16 protein-coding genes are annotated in these 12,838 nt (G+C 66.3%); 8 read left to right on the forward strand and 8 right to left on the reverse strand.

Features of this window, described 5'->3' with window-relative positions; genetic code table 11:
- Nucleotides 1–28 precede the first annotated feature (28 nt).
- Together F3J15_RS12755 and F3J15_RS12760 are read right to left on the reverse strand one after the other, a co-directional pair.
- Nucleotides 29–496 (reverse strand): TM2 domain-containing protein, encoded by a 468-nt coding sequence (locus F3J15_RS12755; protein ID WP_039370986.1) that lies wholly within the window; start codon nucleotides 494–496, stop codon nucleotides 29–31.
- A 109-nt stretch (nucleotides 497–605) separates the two neighbouring features.
- Complete coding sequence (locus F3J15_RS12760) at nucleotides 606–1,745, reverse strand: PQQ-dependent sugar dehydrogenase (RefSeq protein ID WP_166891450.1); 1,140 nt, start codon at nucleotides 1,743–1,745, stop codon at nucleotides 606–608.
- A 153-nt stretch (nucleotides 1,746–1,898) separates the two neighbouring features.
- Here F3J15_RS12760 and rpsP point away from each other — a divergent pair, with 153 nt between their 5' ends.
- The 6 genes from rpsP (at nucleotide 1,899) to F3J15_RS12790 (ending at nucleotide 6,028) form a co-directional block, all read left to right on the forward strand.
- On the forward strand, nucleotides 1,899–2,153 hold the full coding sequence (rpsP, locus tag F3J15_RS12765; protein ID WP_006476550.1) for a 30S ribosomal protein S16: 255 nt from the start codon (nucleotides 1,899–1,901) through the stop codon (nucleotides 2,151–2,153).
- Nucleotides 2,154–2,195: 42 nt separating this feature from the next.
- Nucleotides 2,196–2,873, forward strand: a complete 678-nt coding sequence (gene rimM / locus F3J15_RS12770) for a ribosome maturation factor RimM (RefSeq protein ID WP_166891454.1) — start codon at nucleotides 2,196–2,198, stop codon at nucleotides 2,871–2,873.
- A 1-nt stretch (nucleotide 2,874) separates the two neighbouring features.
- Nucleotides 2,875–3,669 carry a tRNA (guanosine(37)-N1)-methyltransferase TrmD gene (gene trmD, locus F3J15_RS12775; protein WP_006476548.1) on the forward strand — a complete coding sequence of 265 codons (795 nt, stop codon included), beginning with the start codon at nucleotides 2,875–2,877 and terminating at the stop codon, nucleotides 3,667–3,669.
- A 133-nt stretch (nucleotides 3,670–3,802) separates the two neighbouring features.
- Nucleotides 3,803–4,195 (forward strand): 50S ribosomal protein L19, encoded by a 393-nt coding sequence (gene rplS / locus F3J15_RS12780; protein WP_006753174.1) that lies wholly within the window; start codon nucleotides 3,803–3,805, stop codon nucleotides 4,193–4,195.
- Nucleotides 4,196–4,282: 87 nt separating this feature from the next.
- The gene (locus F3J15_RS12785; RefSeq protein ID WP_166891457.1) at nucleotides 4,283–4,969 is read left to right on the forward strand and encodes a CoA pyrophosphatase; all 687 of its coding nucleotides are present in this window, start codon (nucleotides 4,283–4,285) and stop codon (nucleotides 4,967–4,969) included.
- 120 nt (nucleotides 4,970–5,089) lie between these two features.
- On the forward strand, nucleotides 5,090–6,028 hold the full coding sequence (locus tag F3J15_RS12790) for a CobD/CbiB family protein (RefSeq protein ID WP_021159740.1): 939 nt from the start codon (nucleotides 5,090–5,092) through the stop codon (nucleotides 6,026–6,028).
- 64 nt (nucleotides 6,029–6,092) lie between these two features.
- On the opposite strand, the gene F3J15_RS12795 is transcribed toward F3J15_RS12790, so the two are convergent.
- The 3 genes from F3J15_RS12795 to F3J15_RS12805 all read right to left on the reverse strand — a co-directional run bounded on the left by F3J15_RS12795 (nucleotide 6,093) and on the right by F3J15_RS12805 (nucleotide 8,674).
- A complete protein-coding gene (locus F3J15_RS12795) occupies nucleotides 6,093–6,410 on the reverse strand; it encodes a DUF2007 domain-containing protein (RefSeq protein ID WP_166891460.1) in 318 nt (105 codons plus the stop codon).
- Between the two features lie 66 nt (nucleotides 6,411–6,476).
- Complete coding sequence (gene rsgA, locus F3J15_RS12800; protein ID WP_166891463.1) at nucleotides 6,477–7,418, reverse strand: ribosome small subunit-dependent GTPase A; 942 nt, start codon at nucleotides 7,416–7,418, stop codon at nucleotides 6,477–6,479.
- A complete protein-coding gene (locus F3J15_RS12805) occupies nucleotides 7,415–8,674 on the reverse strand; it encodes a M48 family metallopeptidase (protein WP_069247450.1) in 1,260 nt (419 codons plus the stop codon). The genes rsgA and F3J15_RS12805 overlap by 4 nt, the downstream gene beginning before the upstream one ends.
- 117 nt (nucleotides 8,675–8,791) lie before the next feature.
- Between F3J15_RS12805 and orn the strand changes: the two genes are divergently transcribed.
- Complete coding sequence (gene orn, locus F3J15_RS12810; protein ID WP_011351365.1) at nucleotides 8,792–9,412, forward strand: oligoribonuclease; 621 nt, start codon at nucleotides 8,792–8,794, stop codon at nucleotides 9,410–9,412.
- A 16-nt stretch (nucleotides 9,413–9,428) separates the two neighbouring features.
- On the opposite strand, the gene mog is transcribed toward orn, so the two are convergent.
- Nucleotides 9,429–10,049, reverse strand: a complete 621-nt coding sequence (gene mog / locus F3J15_RS12815) for a molybdopterin adenylyltransferase (RefSeq protein WP_046545213.1) — start codon at nucleotides 10,047–10,049, stop codon at nucleotides 9,429–9,431.
- Nucleotides 10,030–10,635 carry a ribosome biogenesis factor YjgA gene (gene yjgA / locus F3J15_RS12820; RefSeq protein ID WP_272481932.1) on the reverse strand — a complete coding sequence of 202 codons (606 nt, stop codon included), beginning with the start codon at nucleotides 10,633–10,635 and terminating at the stop codon, nucleotides 10,030–10,032. Before yjgA ends, mog begins: the two co-directional genes overlap by 20 nt.
- Nucleotides 10,636–10,762: 127 nt before the next feature.
- Here yjgA and pmbA point away from each other — a divergent pair, with 127 nt between their 5' ends.
- Nucleotides 10,763–12,133, forward strand: coding sequence for a metalloprotease PmbA (gene pmbA, locus F3J15_RS12825; protein ID WP_039370934.1), 1,371 nt, complete (start codon nucleotides 10,763–10,765; stop codon nucleotides 12,131–12,133).
- 83 nt (nucleotides 12,134–12,216) lie between these two features.
- Here the strand turns inward: pmbA and F3J15_RS12830 are convergent, their stop codons facing one another.
- Nucleotides 12,217–12,717 carry a dihydrofolate reductase gene (locus F3J15_RS12830; protein WP_166891466.1) on the reverse strand — a complete coding sequence of 167 codons (501 nt, stop codon included), beginning with the start codon at nucleotides 12,715–12,717 and terminating at the stop codon, nucleotides 12,217–12,219.
- Nucleotides 12,718–12,838 lie beyond the last annotated feature (121 nt).

Here is a 12,838-nt window from a genome sequence, read left to right on the forward strand (position 1 = left end):
GAGCGCCGGTGCGTAGCGGCCGTTACGCTTACTGCGAAATCTGCTTGGCTGCTTCGACCTGTGACTCGAAGTACGTCTGGAACGACAGCGCGAGTGCGGTCATCAGCAGGAATGCACCGATCAGCAGCGAGAAGATCACCACGAAGATCACGGTCCAGCCCGACTTGCTGTGCTTACCCGTCTCTGCGTTGAATTGCGCGTCCCATTTTTCGTCGGGGCGCAGCCCGTAGACGAGCGCGGCGAGAAACGCTGCCAGCAGCGAGATCGCGCCGGGAACTGCAAGCCACCAGCCGAGGCCCGCGCTGCGCTGGGTTGCGGCGAGCAGGAGGAAGCCCGGGATGCCGACGATCGTCGCGAGCAGGTGCGCCCAGCCGAACACGTCGCGGAAGCCATACAGATAGAAGCGGTGCGCGCCGAGCGATCCGAACAGGAACGCGAGGGCGGCGGTGAGCGTCTTGGAGCGAAAGCGGCGGGACGGTGCGGTGCTGCTGGACATGGATGGCGGCGTATTGTCGTTGGCATGGGCGGCCGGCGGGCCGGCGCGGGCACGCGGCCCGGCACGCATTCTACGATGCCCGGTCGAGCCCGGTCATCCCTGTCCTGCGTCAAGGTGCCGCATAGGTCACGCGGTAGATCGCGCCCGCGTAGTCGTCGCTGACGAGCAGCGAGCCGTCCGGCAGCGGCAGTACGTCGGCGGGGCGTCCCCACACCGTGCCGTCGGGTCGCAGCCAGCCCGTGACGAACGGGGTCTGGCGCGCCTGGCTGCCATCCGCCGAGACGACGACGCGCATCACGCGGTAGCCGACCTTCGTGCTGCGATTCCATGAGCCGTGTTCGGCGATGAAGACGTTATTGCGATACGACGCCGGAAACATCGACCCTGTATAGAAGCGCATGCCGAGTGCTGCGACGTGCGCACCGAGTTTCAATACGGGCGGCACATAGCGGCGGCATACGTCGGCGCTGCCGAATTCGGGGTCGGGCGTGTCGCCGCCATGGCAGTATGGGAAACCGAAGTCGAGGCCGGCGCGCGGTGCGCGGTTCAATTTGTCGTCGGGCACGTCGTCACCCATCATGTCGCGCCCGTTGTCGGTAAACCAAAGCTCGCCCGAATCGGGGTGCCACGCGAAGCCGACCGTATTGCGTACGCCGCGGACAACAACCTCATTCCCGCTGCCGTCCGCCTTCATGCGTGCGATGATCGCATAGCGGCTGCGATCGGCGAGACAGACGTTGCACGGTGCGCCGGTCGGTACATACAGCTTGCCGTCGGGGCCGAACGCGATGAATTTCCACCCATGATGGTGTTCGGTCGGCAGCGCGTCGGTGACGACGGCAGGTGCGGGCGGCTTGGCCAGCCGGTCGTCGATACGATCGAGGCGCAGAATGCGCGAGACGGCGGATATATAGAGTGCGCCGCCGCGGTAGGCGACGCCGACCGGCATGTCGAGCCCGGACGCTACAACATAGCGCGCGCTGATCCGGCCCTCGTGCATGACGAACGCGTGAACGCGGCCTTCCCGGGTGCCGACATACAGGATGCCGCGCGGCGACCACGCCATTTCGCGCGCGGTCGGTACCGCGTCGGCCAGCACTTCGACGTGGAAGCCGGGCGGCACGACGAGTTCGCCCACCGGCAACGGCGCGGCAAACGCCAGTGCGGACGCGAGGCAGGCAAGGCCGGCAAGCAGCGCCGCGAAACGGTGCTGCGCGCGGCGCATCGAGGCGGCGCGAAGGGGCGGCATGACGGTGTGGAACGTCCCGGACACGATGATTGTATGCCCGGCGGACAGGCCGCCTCCGGATTTTTTACGCGTAAGTGTTTGTTGTGCCTCTGGTTTCCGGCTATAATCGCGTGTTTCAGTAGTTTCGAACCCGGTTTTCCCGAAGGACATCATATGGTTATCATCCGTCTGGCTCGTGGCGGCTCGAAGAAGCGCCCGTTCTACAACATCGTTGCTACCGATTCGCGCAACCGTCGTGACGGCCGCTTCATCGAGCGCGTCGGCTTCTACAACCCGGTCGCTACGAAGGGCGAATCGCTGCGTATCGCTCAGGATCGCCTGACGTACTGGCAAGGTGTTGGCGCGCAACTGTCGCCGACCGTCCAGCGTCTCGTGAAGGAAGCGCAAAAGGCGCAACCGGCTGCCTAACATGGCACGGTGTGCCGGTCGTGCCGGCTGTGAGGTGCATTGATGGCGGGTCACGATTCCGGTAATGCAAGGCGCGGGCGTGCGTCGTTTGGCGCATTCGTCCGCAAGCCGGTCGAGCGCGACGCTGTCGCGAACGCCGGTCAGGCTGCCGAGCAGGGCAGTCTCGAAGTGGCGCAAGCCTGGCCCGACGATGCCGTCGAGGTCGGCGCGGTGGTCGACGCCTATGGCCTGAAGGGTTGGGTCAAGGTGGCGACGCATGCCGACGCCGGCCGCGGTGGCGATGCGCTGCTCAAGGCGCGCCACTGGTGGCTGGAACGCGGTGCGGAGCGGTTTTCCGTCCGCATCATGCAGTCGAAGGCGCACAGCGACACCGTCGTTGCGCAACCCGCGGGCGTCAGCGACCGCGATGCCGCGTACGCGATGCGCGGCTTTCGCGTGTTCGTGCGCCGGGAAGATTTCCCGGCATTGGCCGCGGACGAATTCTATTGGGTCGACCTGATCGGTCTCGACGTCGTCAACGAGCAATCGGTGGCACTCGGGAAGGTGAGCGGGATGATCGACAATGGCGTGCATTCGATCATGCGTGTCGAGTATCCGGCGACCGGTAAAGACGGTCAGCCGACCACCGACGAGCGGCTGATTCCGTTCGTCGGCGTATACGTCAAAACGGTGGATCAGGCGGCGCGTCGCATCGTCGTCGACTGGGAAGCCGATTACTGAAATGAACCAGGTTACCGAGAGCGCGGTGCAGTTCGACGTCGTCACGCTCTTTCCCGAGATGTTCCGTGCACTGACCGACTGGGGGATCACCAGCCGGGCCGTCAAGCAAGGGCGCTTCGGGCTGCGCACCTGGAATCCGCGTGATTTCACGACGGACAACTACCGCACGGTCGACGATCGTCCGTACGGCGGTGGTCCGGGCATGGTGATGCTGGCCAGGCCGCTCGAAGCCGCGATCGATGCCGCGAAAGCGGCACAGGCGGAGCAGGGCATCGCGAGCACGCGCGTCGTGATGATGTCGCCGCAAGGCGCGCCGCTCACGCATGATCGTGCGGTGCGGATGGCGCAGGAACCCGGCGTCGTCGTGCTGTGCGGTCGCTACGAAGCGATCGACCAGCGCCTGCTCGACCGTTGCGTCGACGAGGAAATCAGCCTCGGCGATTTCGTGCTGTCGGGCGGCGAATTGCCGGCGATGGCGATGATGGATGCAGTCGTGCGGTTGCTGCCCGGCGTGCTGAACGATTCGCTGTCGGCCGTGCAGGACAGCTTCGCCGATGGCCTGCTCGATTGTCCGCACTACACGCGCCCCGAGGAATACGACGGCGTGCGCGTACCGGACGTGCTGCTCGGCGGGCATCATGCCGAGATCGAGAAGTGGCGGCGTCAGGAAGCATTGAGGAATACGTTGCGGAAGCGGCCGGATCTGATCGTCCGGGCGCGCCGCGAGAAGTTGTTGAGCCGCGCCGACGAGGCGTGGCTCGCGAACCTCGCACGCGAAGCGAAGGACGCCTCCTGAGGCGGCTGCGCGAGCGGGAATTGGCGGTGCCGTACATGCGTGTGCGGCGCCTGATGTGAATCCATCCTCTATCGGGGCCAGGCCTGGAAGCAGGCGGGTGTGAACGCCGACACGATGGCATAAGGAGTCAGTAATGAATCTGATCGCAAAACTTGAGCAGGAAGAAATCGAGCGCGCGCTCGCCGGCAAGACGATCCCCGAATTCGCCCCGGGCGACACGGTGATCGTGAACGTGAACGTGGTTGAAGGTAACCGCAAGCGCGTTCAGGCTTACGAAGGCGTCGTGATCGCGATTCGCAATCGTGGTCTGAACTCGAACTTCATCGTCCGCAAGATCTCGTCGGGCGAAGGCGTCGAGCGTACGTTCCAGACGTACTCGCCGCTGCTGGCAAGCATCGTCGTGAAGCGTCGCGGCGATGTGCGTCGTGCGAAGCTGTACTACCTGCGCGAGCGTTCGGGCAAGTCGGCTCGTATCAAGGAAAAGCTGGTGTCGAAGGATCGCGCCGCAGCAGCTTCCCAAGAGTAAGAGCTGTAAGGAAAAAGCACCCAACCGGGTGCTTTTTTCATTCTGGCGCGAGAATATGCTCGATACGACACGAACCCGAGAGCCCCATTGAATCGCCGCCCCATCATCGATCCCGAAGTCCTGCCGGTCGAAGGCACCGGCGCCGGCCTGCCGGCCATCGATTCCCGCCTGATGACGCCGGCCGGCCTGCGCGACCGTTTCGCGCGCACGCTCGAATGGAGCGTCGAGCCCGGCGAGGCGAGGCTGCAGGAGGGCGTCGATCCACGCAGCGCGGCCGTCCTCGTGCCGCTCGTCGTCCGCGAGTCCGGCCTCACCATGCTGCTGACCCAGCGCGCCGACCACCTGAACGACCACGCCGGGCAGATCAGCTTCCCCGGCGGTCGCCGCGAACCGTTCGATCGCGATGCAACCGCCACCGCGTTGCGCGAGGCGAAGGAAGAGATCGGTCTGGTAGACGAGCGTGTCGAGATCCTCGGCGCGCTACCCGACTACCTGACCGGTACGGGCTTTTGCGTGACACCGGTGGTCGGCCTCGTGCATCCGCCGTTCACCGTGCAGGCCGACACGTTCGAAGTGGCCGAGATTTTCGAGGTCCCGCTCGCGTTCCTGATGAATCCCGCGAACCATCAGGTCCGTGTGTTCCGCTGGGAAGGCGGCGAGCGTCGTTTTTTTGCGATGCCCTATCCGAATGGCGAACCCGGCGGGCATTACTTCATCTGGGGCGCAACTGCCGGCATGTTGCGCAATCTGTACCGCTTCTTGGCCGCCGGCTAGGCGTGTACGGCTGTCGGCGCGCGTGGCCGGCTGGCGGGCGACTGCACCGGCAGCCATCCGGTGCTTACGCTGTGCTATCGTTATGCAAAAAATGACATAACTCCGAAGACGGCGCCACGCATGACTTTCTTTTCGGTTCTCCTCGCTCTCATCATCGAACAGGTCCGCGCGTTGTCGCCGAACAATCCGGTGTTCGCGCTCTTTCAGTTTCATGCGGAAACCGTCGCGCATGGTCTCGACGCGGGCAAGCAGAAGCACGGCATCCTCGCCTGGCTCGCGGTCGTACTGCCGTGGGTGCTGATCGTCGCGCTGATCTATTTCCTGCTGTACAAGGTGAGCTTCGTGCTCGCATTCATCTGGAACGTCGTCGTCGTGTATTTCACGCTCGGCTTCCGTCAGTTCAGCCATTACTTCACCGACATCCACCTCGCGCTCAATAACGACGACGTGCCGCGTGCGCGCGAAATCCTGCACGAGTGGACGGGCATCGACACGGTCGACATGCCGGTCGGCGAAATCGTCCGCCATACGCTGATTCACGCCGTGGTCGCATCGCATCGCCACGTGTTCGGCGTGTTCTTCTGGTACGTGCTGCCGATCGGCCCGGCCGGTGCCGTGCTGTACCGGATTTCCGAATACCTCGCGCGCAGCTGGTCGACGCCGGGCGACGACCGCACGGCGGCCTTCTCGACGTTCGCGCAGCGCGCGTTCTTCGTGATCGACTGGATTCCCTCACGACTGACCGCGCTCGGCTTCGCGATCGTCGGCAATTTCGAGGACGCGATCTATGCGTGGCGCAACCACACGCGCCAGTGGCCCGATCCGAACGATGGCGTCCTGCTGGCAGCCGGCAGCGGAGCACTCGGCGCCCGCCTCGCGGGGCCGCTCGCGGAACCGTCGAGCCTCGACGCGCTGGCAGTCGGCGACAGCGGCCCGCTGACGGTCGGTGACGATTGCACGCCGCGCACGCTGCAATCCGCGGTGGGCCTCGTCTGGCGTGCGGTGATCCTGTGGATGATTCTGCTGCTGATGCTGACGCTCGCCGTCTGGGTGTCGTGACGGGGCAGTGCGGTACCCGATGAAAGGCAGAAGGCCGGCTTGAAGCCGGCCTTTTTGCTGTGGGTCAGTCGTTCAGCGGATCGCGCACGGTGCCGCATTGCCAGCACGCAGTGAACTGGGCTTCGAGCGCCTCGCCGCACTGCCGGCAGCGCCACGGCGCGGCGCCGGCCGACGGGCCATGCGACGCGGCATCGAGGAGCCGGCGCGCGAGTGCGTCGTCGCGTTCGTCGTCGAGCCACAGTTCGGGCGTGCACGCGTCGGCGGGCAGGCCGCCGAGCGCGCCGGTCGCGTAGCAGTTATGCAGCTCGCAACCGATGCCGGCCACCTGAAGCACGTTGGCCCAATGCTGCGCCGTCGCGAGATCGGGTGCCTTGAAACGCATCGCGGCTCCTGTCGGTGAAAGCCGGCCCGCATGGCACCGGCTGGCCGCCGCGCGCGCGCCGCGCGGTCAGCGGACGATCTGGCTCGCCTCGTGCACGAGCTGCGCATACAGCGCATGCCGCGACGGTGCGATGCGGCCGTCGGCGACAGCGTCGAGAATCGCGCAGCCGGGTTCGTGCAGATGATGGCAATTATAGAAACGGCAGTCGGCCAGCAGCGGCCGGAACTCCGGAAAGGCGCGCTCGAGACGGCCTTCCGTCAGGTGGTAGAGGCCGAATTCCTGGAAGCCCGGCGAATCGATTAGCGCGCCGCCGCCCGCCAATGGGTAGAGGCGCGTGAACGTCGTCGTGTGACGGCCGCTGTTGAGCGCGGCCGAAATCTCGCGCGTGGCGGCTTCGGCATCGGGAACGAGCAGGTTCACGAGCGTCGACTTGCCCATCCCGGACTGGCCGAGCAGGATCGTCGAGTGCCCGGCGAGGTGCGGCATCAGTTGCGCGCGCGCGTCGTCGGGCGAGCCCTTCACCGACAGCTCGAGCACGTCGTAGCCGAGGGCGCGGTAGGGCGCGAGGCGCTCGCGCGCGACCGGCAGCGCGGCTTCGACGTCGATCTTGTTCAGCACGACGAGCGGCTTCAGCTCGTTCGCCTCGGCGGCGATCAGCGCGCGGCCGAGCAGGTCCTCGCTGAAGTAGGGCTCGGTCGCGAGCACGATCAGCAATTGATCGAGATTGGCCGCGAACAGCTTCGACTTGAACTGGTCGGAACGGTACAGCAGGTTGCGCCGTTCGCCGATCTCGACGATGACGCCCTGGTCGGCCGACGCGAGTTCGTACGCGACACGGTCGCCGACCGCGATCTCGCTCTTCTTGCCGCGCGGGAAGCACTGCAGCATCGGGCCGCCGTCGTCGGGCGCGACGATGTAGTGGCGCCCGTGTGCCGCGATCACGCGGCCTTCGGCACGTTGCGCGCCCAACGCGCGCGGGGCCGGCTTGCGGGAGGTCGGCCGGCTCATGCGTGCTGCATCAGGCGGTCGATCCGCTGCGACGCGGGCGGATGCGAGTAGTAGAAGGCCGTGTAGACGGGGTCGGGCGTCAGTGTCGACGCGTTGTCCTCATAGAGCTTCACGAGCGCGCTGACGAGATCCTGTGCGTCGGTCTGGCTGGCCGCGAATGCGTCGGCTTCGAATTCGTGCTTGCGCGACGTGAGGCTGCTGAACGGCGTCGCGAAGAACAGGAACACGGGAATCGCGAGGAAGAACAGCACGAGCGCGGCACCTGCGTTGCTCGTGTCGAGCGACGGCGTGACGCCGAGCCCCGTGTAGAACCACGTGCGTTGCGCCAGCCAGCCGAGCAGCGCAAGCAGCACGAGGCTCAGCACGAACGACACGAGCATCCGCTTCATCACGTGGCGGCGCTTGAAGTGGCCGAGTTCGTGCGCGAGCACGGCTTCGATTTCCTGGCCGGACAGGCGCGCGAGCAGCGTGTCGAAGAACACGATCCGCTTCGACGCGCCGAAGCCCGTGAAGTACGCGTTGCCGTGCGCGGAGCGGCGGCTGCCGTCCATCACGAACAGCCCCTTCGCCGCAAAGCCGCAGCGCTTCATCAGCGACTCGATGCGCGCGCGCAGCGCGTCGTCCTTCAGCGGCTCGAACTTGTTGAAGATCGGTGCGATGAAGGTGGGGTAGATCAGCAGCACGAGCATCTGGAACGCGACCCACACGATCCAGGTCCACAGCCACCACAGGCTGCCGGCCTGGTTCATCAGCCACAGCACGACGAACAGCAGCGGCAGGCCGAGCGCGGCGCCGAGCAGCGAGTTTTTCAGCATGTCGGTGAAGAACAGCCGCTTCGTCATCCGGTTGAAGCCGAAACGCTGTTCGATCCCGAACTGGCGGTAATACTCGAACGGGACGTCGATGACGCCCGTGATCACGAGCACCGCCGCGACAAGCGCGACCTGCTGCCCGTAGCCGCGGCCGAGCCAGCCGGTGAGCAGCGTATCGAGTGCGCCGACGCCGCCGAGCAGCGTGAGGCCGACCAGCACGGCCGCGCTGACGACGATTTCGAGCATCGTCAGCCGGGTGCGCTCGACCGTATAGTCGGCCGCGCGCTGGTGGGCGGTCAGCGGGATGGTTGCGCTGAACTGCGCGGGGACGCCGTTGCGGTGCGCCGCGACGAAGCGGATCTGCCGCGACGCGAGCCACAGCTTGGTGACGACCATCGCGAGCACGGCGAGCGCGAACAGCAGGGTGAACGAAAAGGGTGACATCGAAGGCGCCAAAGGGTTCTATGCGAGAATTATATGTTCTTGCGGACCGGCCCCGCTGATGCGATGCCGGCCGCCCGGGCGGCGCCGCGCGCCGTCCGCCATTTTCCAGGATGACTCATGACCGATACCGCCGCTTCCACCAGCCAGCCCGCGCTCGTGCGCAACGAGTTGAACCTCGTCTGGCTCGACATGGAGATGACGGGCCTCGACCCGGATAACGACCGCATCATCGAGATCGCGGTCGTCGTGACCAATTCCACGCTCGACATCGCCGTCGAAGGCCCCGTGTTCGCGATCCACCAGAGCGACGAAACGCTCGCGAAGATGGACGACTGGAACAAGTCGACGCACGGCCGTTCGGGCCTGATCGACCGCGTGCGCGCGTCGACCGTGACCGAGGCGGAAGCCGCCGAGCAATTGCAGGCTTTCCTCGCGCAGTACGTGTCGCCCGGCAAGTCGCCGATGTGCGGCAACTCGATCTGTCAGGACCGCCGCTTCATGGCGCGCTGGATGCCCGAATTCGAGCGGTTCTTCCACTACCGCAACCTCGACGTCAGCACGCTCAAGGAGCTGTGCCGACGCTGGCAGCCCGCGATCTACAAGGGCTTCCAGAAGCGGGCGATGCACACGGCGCTCGCGGACATCCACGAGTCGATCGACGAGCTGAAGTACTACCGCGAGCATTTCCTGATTCCGGCCGCGTCGGCTTCGGCAGGCGAGTCCGCGCCGGCCGCCTGAGCGGGCCGGCACGCGCCTAGCGCGGCGCGCGCTGAGCGCTTTTCGGCCGGAATGCCGCGACCACCGCGGCGTCGGTCTCGATGTAAGGGCCGCCGATCAGGTCGATGCAGTAGGGCACCGCGGCGAAGATGCCGGGCACGGTCGACTTGCCGTCGGCATCACGCAGCCCTTCGAGCGTTTCCCGGATCGACTTCGGCTGGCCGGGCAGGTTGATGATCAGGGCCGCATGGTCGGCCGTCTCGCGGATCACCGCGACCTGCCGCGACAGGATCGCGGTCGGCACGAAATTCAGGCTGATCTGCCGCATCTGTTCGCCGAATCCCGGCATTTCCTTCGTCGCCACGGCCAGCGTGGCCTCCGGCGTCACGTCGCGGCGCGCCGGGCCCGTGCCGCCCGTCGTCAGCACGAGGTCGCACCCCGCGACGTCGACGAGCTCGGCGAGGGTGGCGGAGATCGTCGGCGCGTCGTCCTGGATCAGGCGCGTTTCGGCGCGCCACGGCGACACCAGCGCGCCGGCGAGCCACTCCTGCAGCGCCGGAATGCCCTTGTCTTCGTAGACGCCCGTGCTCGCGCGGTCGCTGATCGACACGAGGCCGACCACGAGCTCGTCCGGGTGGTTACGCTTCGTCGTCGTCATGGTCGTCTCCGGCGTCGTCCGCCGCTTCGTCGTCCGCATGGGACGTGCCGCCGGCGGTCTTGATCCACTGGAACAGCTCGCGGAAATAGCGCGGCGGCTTGCCTTGCTGCGCTTCCTTGCGTGCGTTGCGGATCAGCGTGCGGCCTTCCTGGATGTCGGCTTCCGGGTGCTGACGCAGGAATTCGGTCAGTGCGTCGTCGCTCGCGAGCAACTGTTCGCGGGTGCGTTCGATCCAGTGCAGGCGGGCCGTCGCGGCCTTGTTCACGCCGCGCTGCGCGTCGAGCGCGGTGCGCAGCGCGGCCGTCTCGTCGTCGGTCAGCGAGCGCATCACGCGGCCGACGTACTGGAGCTGGCGGCGCTTGCCTTCGTGATCGGTGATCCGGCGCGCCTCGCGCACGGCGTCGCCGAGGCTTTCGGGCATCGGCATGCGTTTCAGCGCGTCTTTCGGCAGATCGACGAGTGCTTGGCCGAGCACTTGCAGCTCGTGCATCTCGCGCTTCAACTGGGATTTGCTGGGGCGATCGTAGCCATTGTCGTCCTCTTCGGCGGCATGCTCGATCGGCTGGATTCGGGTTTTGCGTGTCATGGACGGCATTGTATCGCGCCGCGGACACCCCAAGCTTGTCGGTGTCCGGCCCCGGACCTTGCTATGATCGCGGGATACGTAATATTTTGAACATGCGGGCGCCCGCCCGCCACCGGATACCAAGACGATGGCAGCCAATCTCGACGTACAAGCGCGCTATTTCCCGCACACGCAGGACCAGCTCAAAGAAATCGCCTCGGACATCCTTCGCCATGCGAAGGCGCTCGGCGCGACGGACGCCGCGACCGAAATCTCCGAGGGCGACGGCCTGTCGGTGTCGGTGCGCCGCGGCGAAGTCGAAACGATCGAGCACAACCGCGACAAAATGGTCGGCGTGACCGTGTTCATCGGCAAGAAGCGCGGCAACGCGAGCACATCGGATTTCTCGCCGGGCGCGATCAAGGATACCGTCGCCGCCGCGTACAACATCGCGCGCTTCACTGCCGAGGACGAGGCGGCCGGCCTCGCCGAAGCCGAGCTGCTCGAAACCGACCCGCGTGACCTCGACCTCTACCACCCGTGGGCGCTGTCGGCCGACGAGGCCGTCGAACTTGCCCGCCGTGCGGAAGACGCCGCATTCGCGGTCAGCCCGCAGATTCGCAACTCGGAAGGCGCGAGCGTGTCGGCCCAGCATTCGCAGTTCGTGCTGGCCACGTCGCGCGGTTTCCTGTCCGGCTACCCGTACTCGCGTCATTACATCGCATGCGCGCCGATCGCGGGCAGCGGCCGTCACATGCAGCGCGACGACTGGTATTCGTCGAAGCGCAGTGCGATCGATCTCGCGGCACCCGAAGCGGTGGGCCGTTACGCGGCCGAGCGTGCGCTTGCGCGGATGGGCGCGCGCCGCCTCGATACCCGCAAGGTGCCCGTGCTGTTCGAGGCGCCGCTCGCGGCCGGCCTGCTCGGCGCATTCGTGCAGGCGGTGAGCGGCGGTGCGCTGTACCGCAAGACGTCGTTCCTCGTCGACAGCCTCGGCAAGCCGGTGTTCGCGCCGCATATCCAGGTCGTCGAGGATCCGCACGTGCCGCGCGCGATGGGCAGCGCGCCGTTCGACGAGGAAGGCGTGCGCACGCGTGCGCGCAGCGTCGTCAAGGACGGCGTCGTCGAAGGCTATTTCCTGTCGACCTATTCGGCGCGCAAGCTCGGCACGCAGACCACCGGCAACGCGGGCGGCTCGCACAACCTCGCGCTGCGCAGCTCGAACACGCAGGCGGGCGACGATTTCGACGCGATGCTCAAGAAGCTCGGCACGGGCCTGTTGCTGACCGAGCTGATGGGGCAGGGCGTGAACTACGTGACGGGTGACTATTCGCGCGGTGCGGCGGGCTTCTGGGTCGAGAACGGCGTGATCCAGTATCCGGTCGAGGAAATCACCGTCGCGAGCACGCTGCAGGAAATGTTCCGGCATATCGTCGCGATCGGTGCCGATTCGATCGTGCGCGGTACGAAGGAAACGGGCTCGGTGCTGATCGAGCAGATGACGATCGCCGGGCAGTAAGCGGCGCGCGGCATCGGTCGCCATCAAACGAAAAAGCCCGACCGGCGCGAGCCGGTCGGGCTTTTTTCATGGTGCGTGACGCGTCAGCCGCGCTTGCGCTTGTAGACGACGAACGCATAGCCGAACGTATTCGGCGCGGCCGCCTGGTGCGCATCGCGCGACACTTCCTGCCACTGCGCGGCGTCGGGTGCCGGGAACGAGGCGTCACCGTCGAAGTCGGCATCGATCTCGGTGACGACCAGCTTGTCGGCGAGTGCGAGCCCTTCGGTGTAGAGTTGCGCGCCGCCGATCAGGAACGCCTCGGGCACGCCGTCGCGTGCGGCGAGCGCGAGCGCATCGGCGAGCGACGTGACCGTGTCGCAGCCGTCGAAGCGTCGCGTCGCGTCGCGCGTGACCACGATATTGCGGCGGCCCGGCAGCGGCCGGCCGATCGACTCGTGGGTCTTGCGGCCCATCACGATCGGTGCGCCCATCGTCGTGCGCTTGAAGAAGGCCAGATCCTCGGGAAGTTTCCAGGGCAACTGGTTGTCGCGGCCGATGATGCCGTTGCGGGCACGCGCGACGATCAGGGTCAACGTCGTCATGAAGGTCGGGGAAAGGAAAACCGGAATGGCGCCGATTTTACCGGAACGGCGGCACGCGCCGGTTCCGGGGGCGCACATCCGCCTTTCTGCACTGCGCGCCGCGACGCCCGAGGCAAGGCGT

Source organism: Burkholderia sp. Ap-955, from assembly GCF_011753045.1.
GTDB lineage: Bacteria > Pseudomonadota > Gammaproteobacteria > Burkholderiales > Burkholderiaceae > Burkholderia > Burkholderia lata_D.

What these genes read in the sequence shown, in the direction of transcription:
- F3J15_RS12790 (WP_021159740.1), top strand. Translation starts at nt 5,090, where the DNA reads ATGACTTTCTTTTCGGTTCTCCTCGCTCTCATCATCGAACAGGTCCGC.
- trmD (WP_006476548.1), top strand. Translation starts at nt 2,875, where the DNA reads ATGAACCAGGTTACCGAGAGCGCGGTGCAGTTCGACGTCGTCACGCTC.
- mog (WP_046545213.1), bottom strand. Translation starts at nt 10,049, where the DNA reads ATGACGACGACGAAGCGTAACCACCCGGACGAGCTCGTGGTCGGCCTC.
- rplS (WP_006753174.1), top strand. Translation starts at nt 3,803, where the DNA reads ATGAATCTGATCGCAAAACTTGAGCAGGAAGAAATCGAGCGCGCGCTC.
- F3J15_RS12805 (WP_069247450.1), bottom strand. Translation starts at nt 8,674, where the DNA reads ATGTCACCCTTTTCGTTCACCCTGCTGTTCGCGCTCGCCGTGCTCGCG.
- yjgA (WP_272481932.1), bottom strand. Translation starts at nt 10,635, where the DNA reads ATGACACGCAAAACCCGAATCCAGCCGATCGAGCATGCCGCCGAAGAG.
- rsgA (WP_166891463.1), bottom strand. Translation starts at nt 7,418, where the DNA reads ATGAGCCGGCCGACCTCCCGCAAGCCGGCCCCGCGCGCGTTGGGCGCG.
- rimM (WP_166891454.1), top strand. Translation starts at nt 2,196, where the DNA reads ATGGCGGGTCACGATTCCGGTAATGCAAGGCGCGGGCGTGCGTCGTTT.
- pmbA (WP_039370934.1), top strand. Translation starts at nt 10,763, where the DNA reads ATGGCAGCCAATCTCGACGTACAAGCGCGCTATTTCCCGCACACGCAG.
- F3J15_RS12755 (WP_039370986.1), bottom strand. Translation starts at nt 496, where the DNA reads ATGTCCAGCAGCACCGCACCGTCCCGCCGCTTTCGCTCCAAGACGCTC.
- orn (WP_011351365.1), top strand. Translation starts at nt 8,792, where the DNA reads ATGACCGATACCGCCGCTTCCACCAGCCAGCCCGCGCTCGTGCGCAAC.
- rpsP (WP_006476550.1), top strand. Translation starts at nt 1,899, where the DNA reads ATGGTTATCATCCGTCTGGCTCGTGGCGGCTCGAAGAAGCGCCCGTTC.
- F3J15_RS12830 (WP_166891466.1), bottom strand. Translation starts at nt 12,717, where the DNA reads ATGACGACGTTGACCCTGATCGTCGCGCGTGCCCGCAACGGCATCATC.
- F3J15_RS12760 (WP_166891450.1), bottom strand. Translation starts at nt 1,745, where the DNA reads ATGCCGCCCCTTCGCGCCGCCTCGATGCGCCGCGCGCAGCACCGTTTC.
- F3J15_RS12795 (WP_166891460.1), bottom strand. Translation starts at nt 6,410, where the DNA reads ATGCGTTTCAAGGCACCCGATCTCGCGACGGCGCAGCATTGGGCCAAC.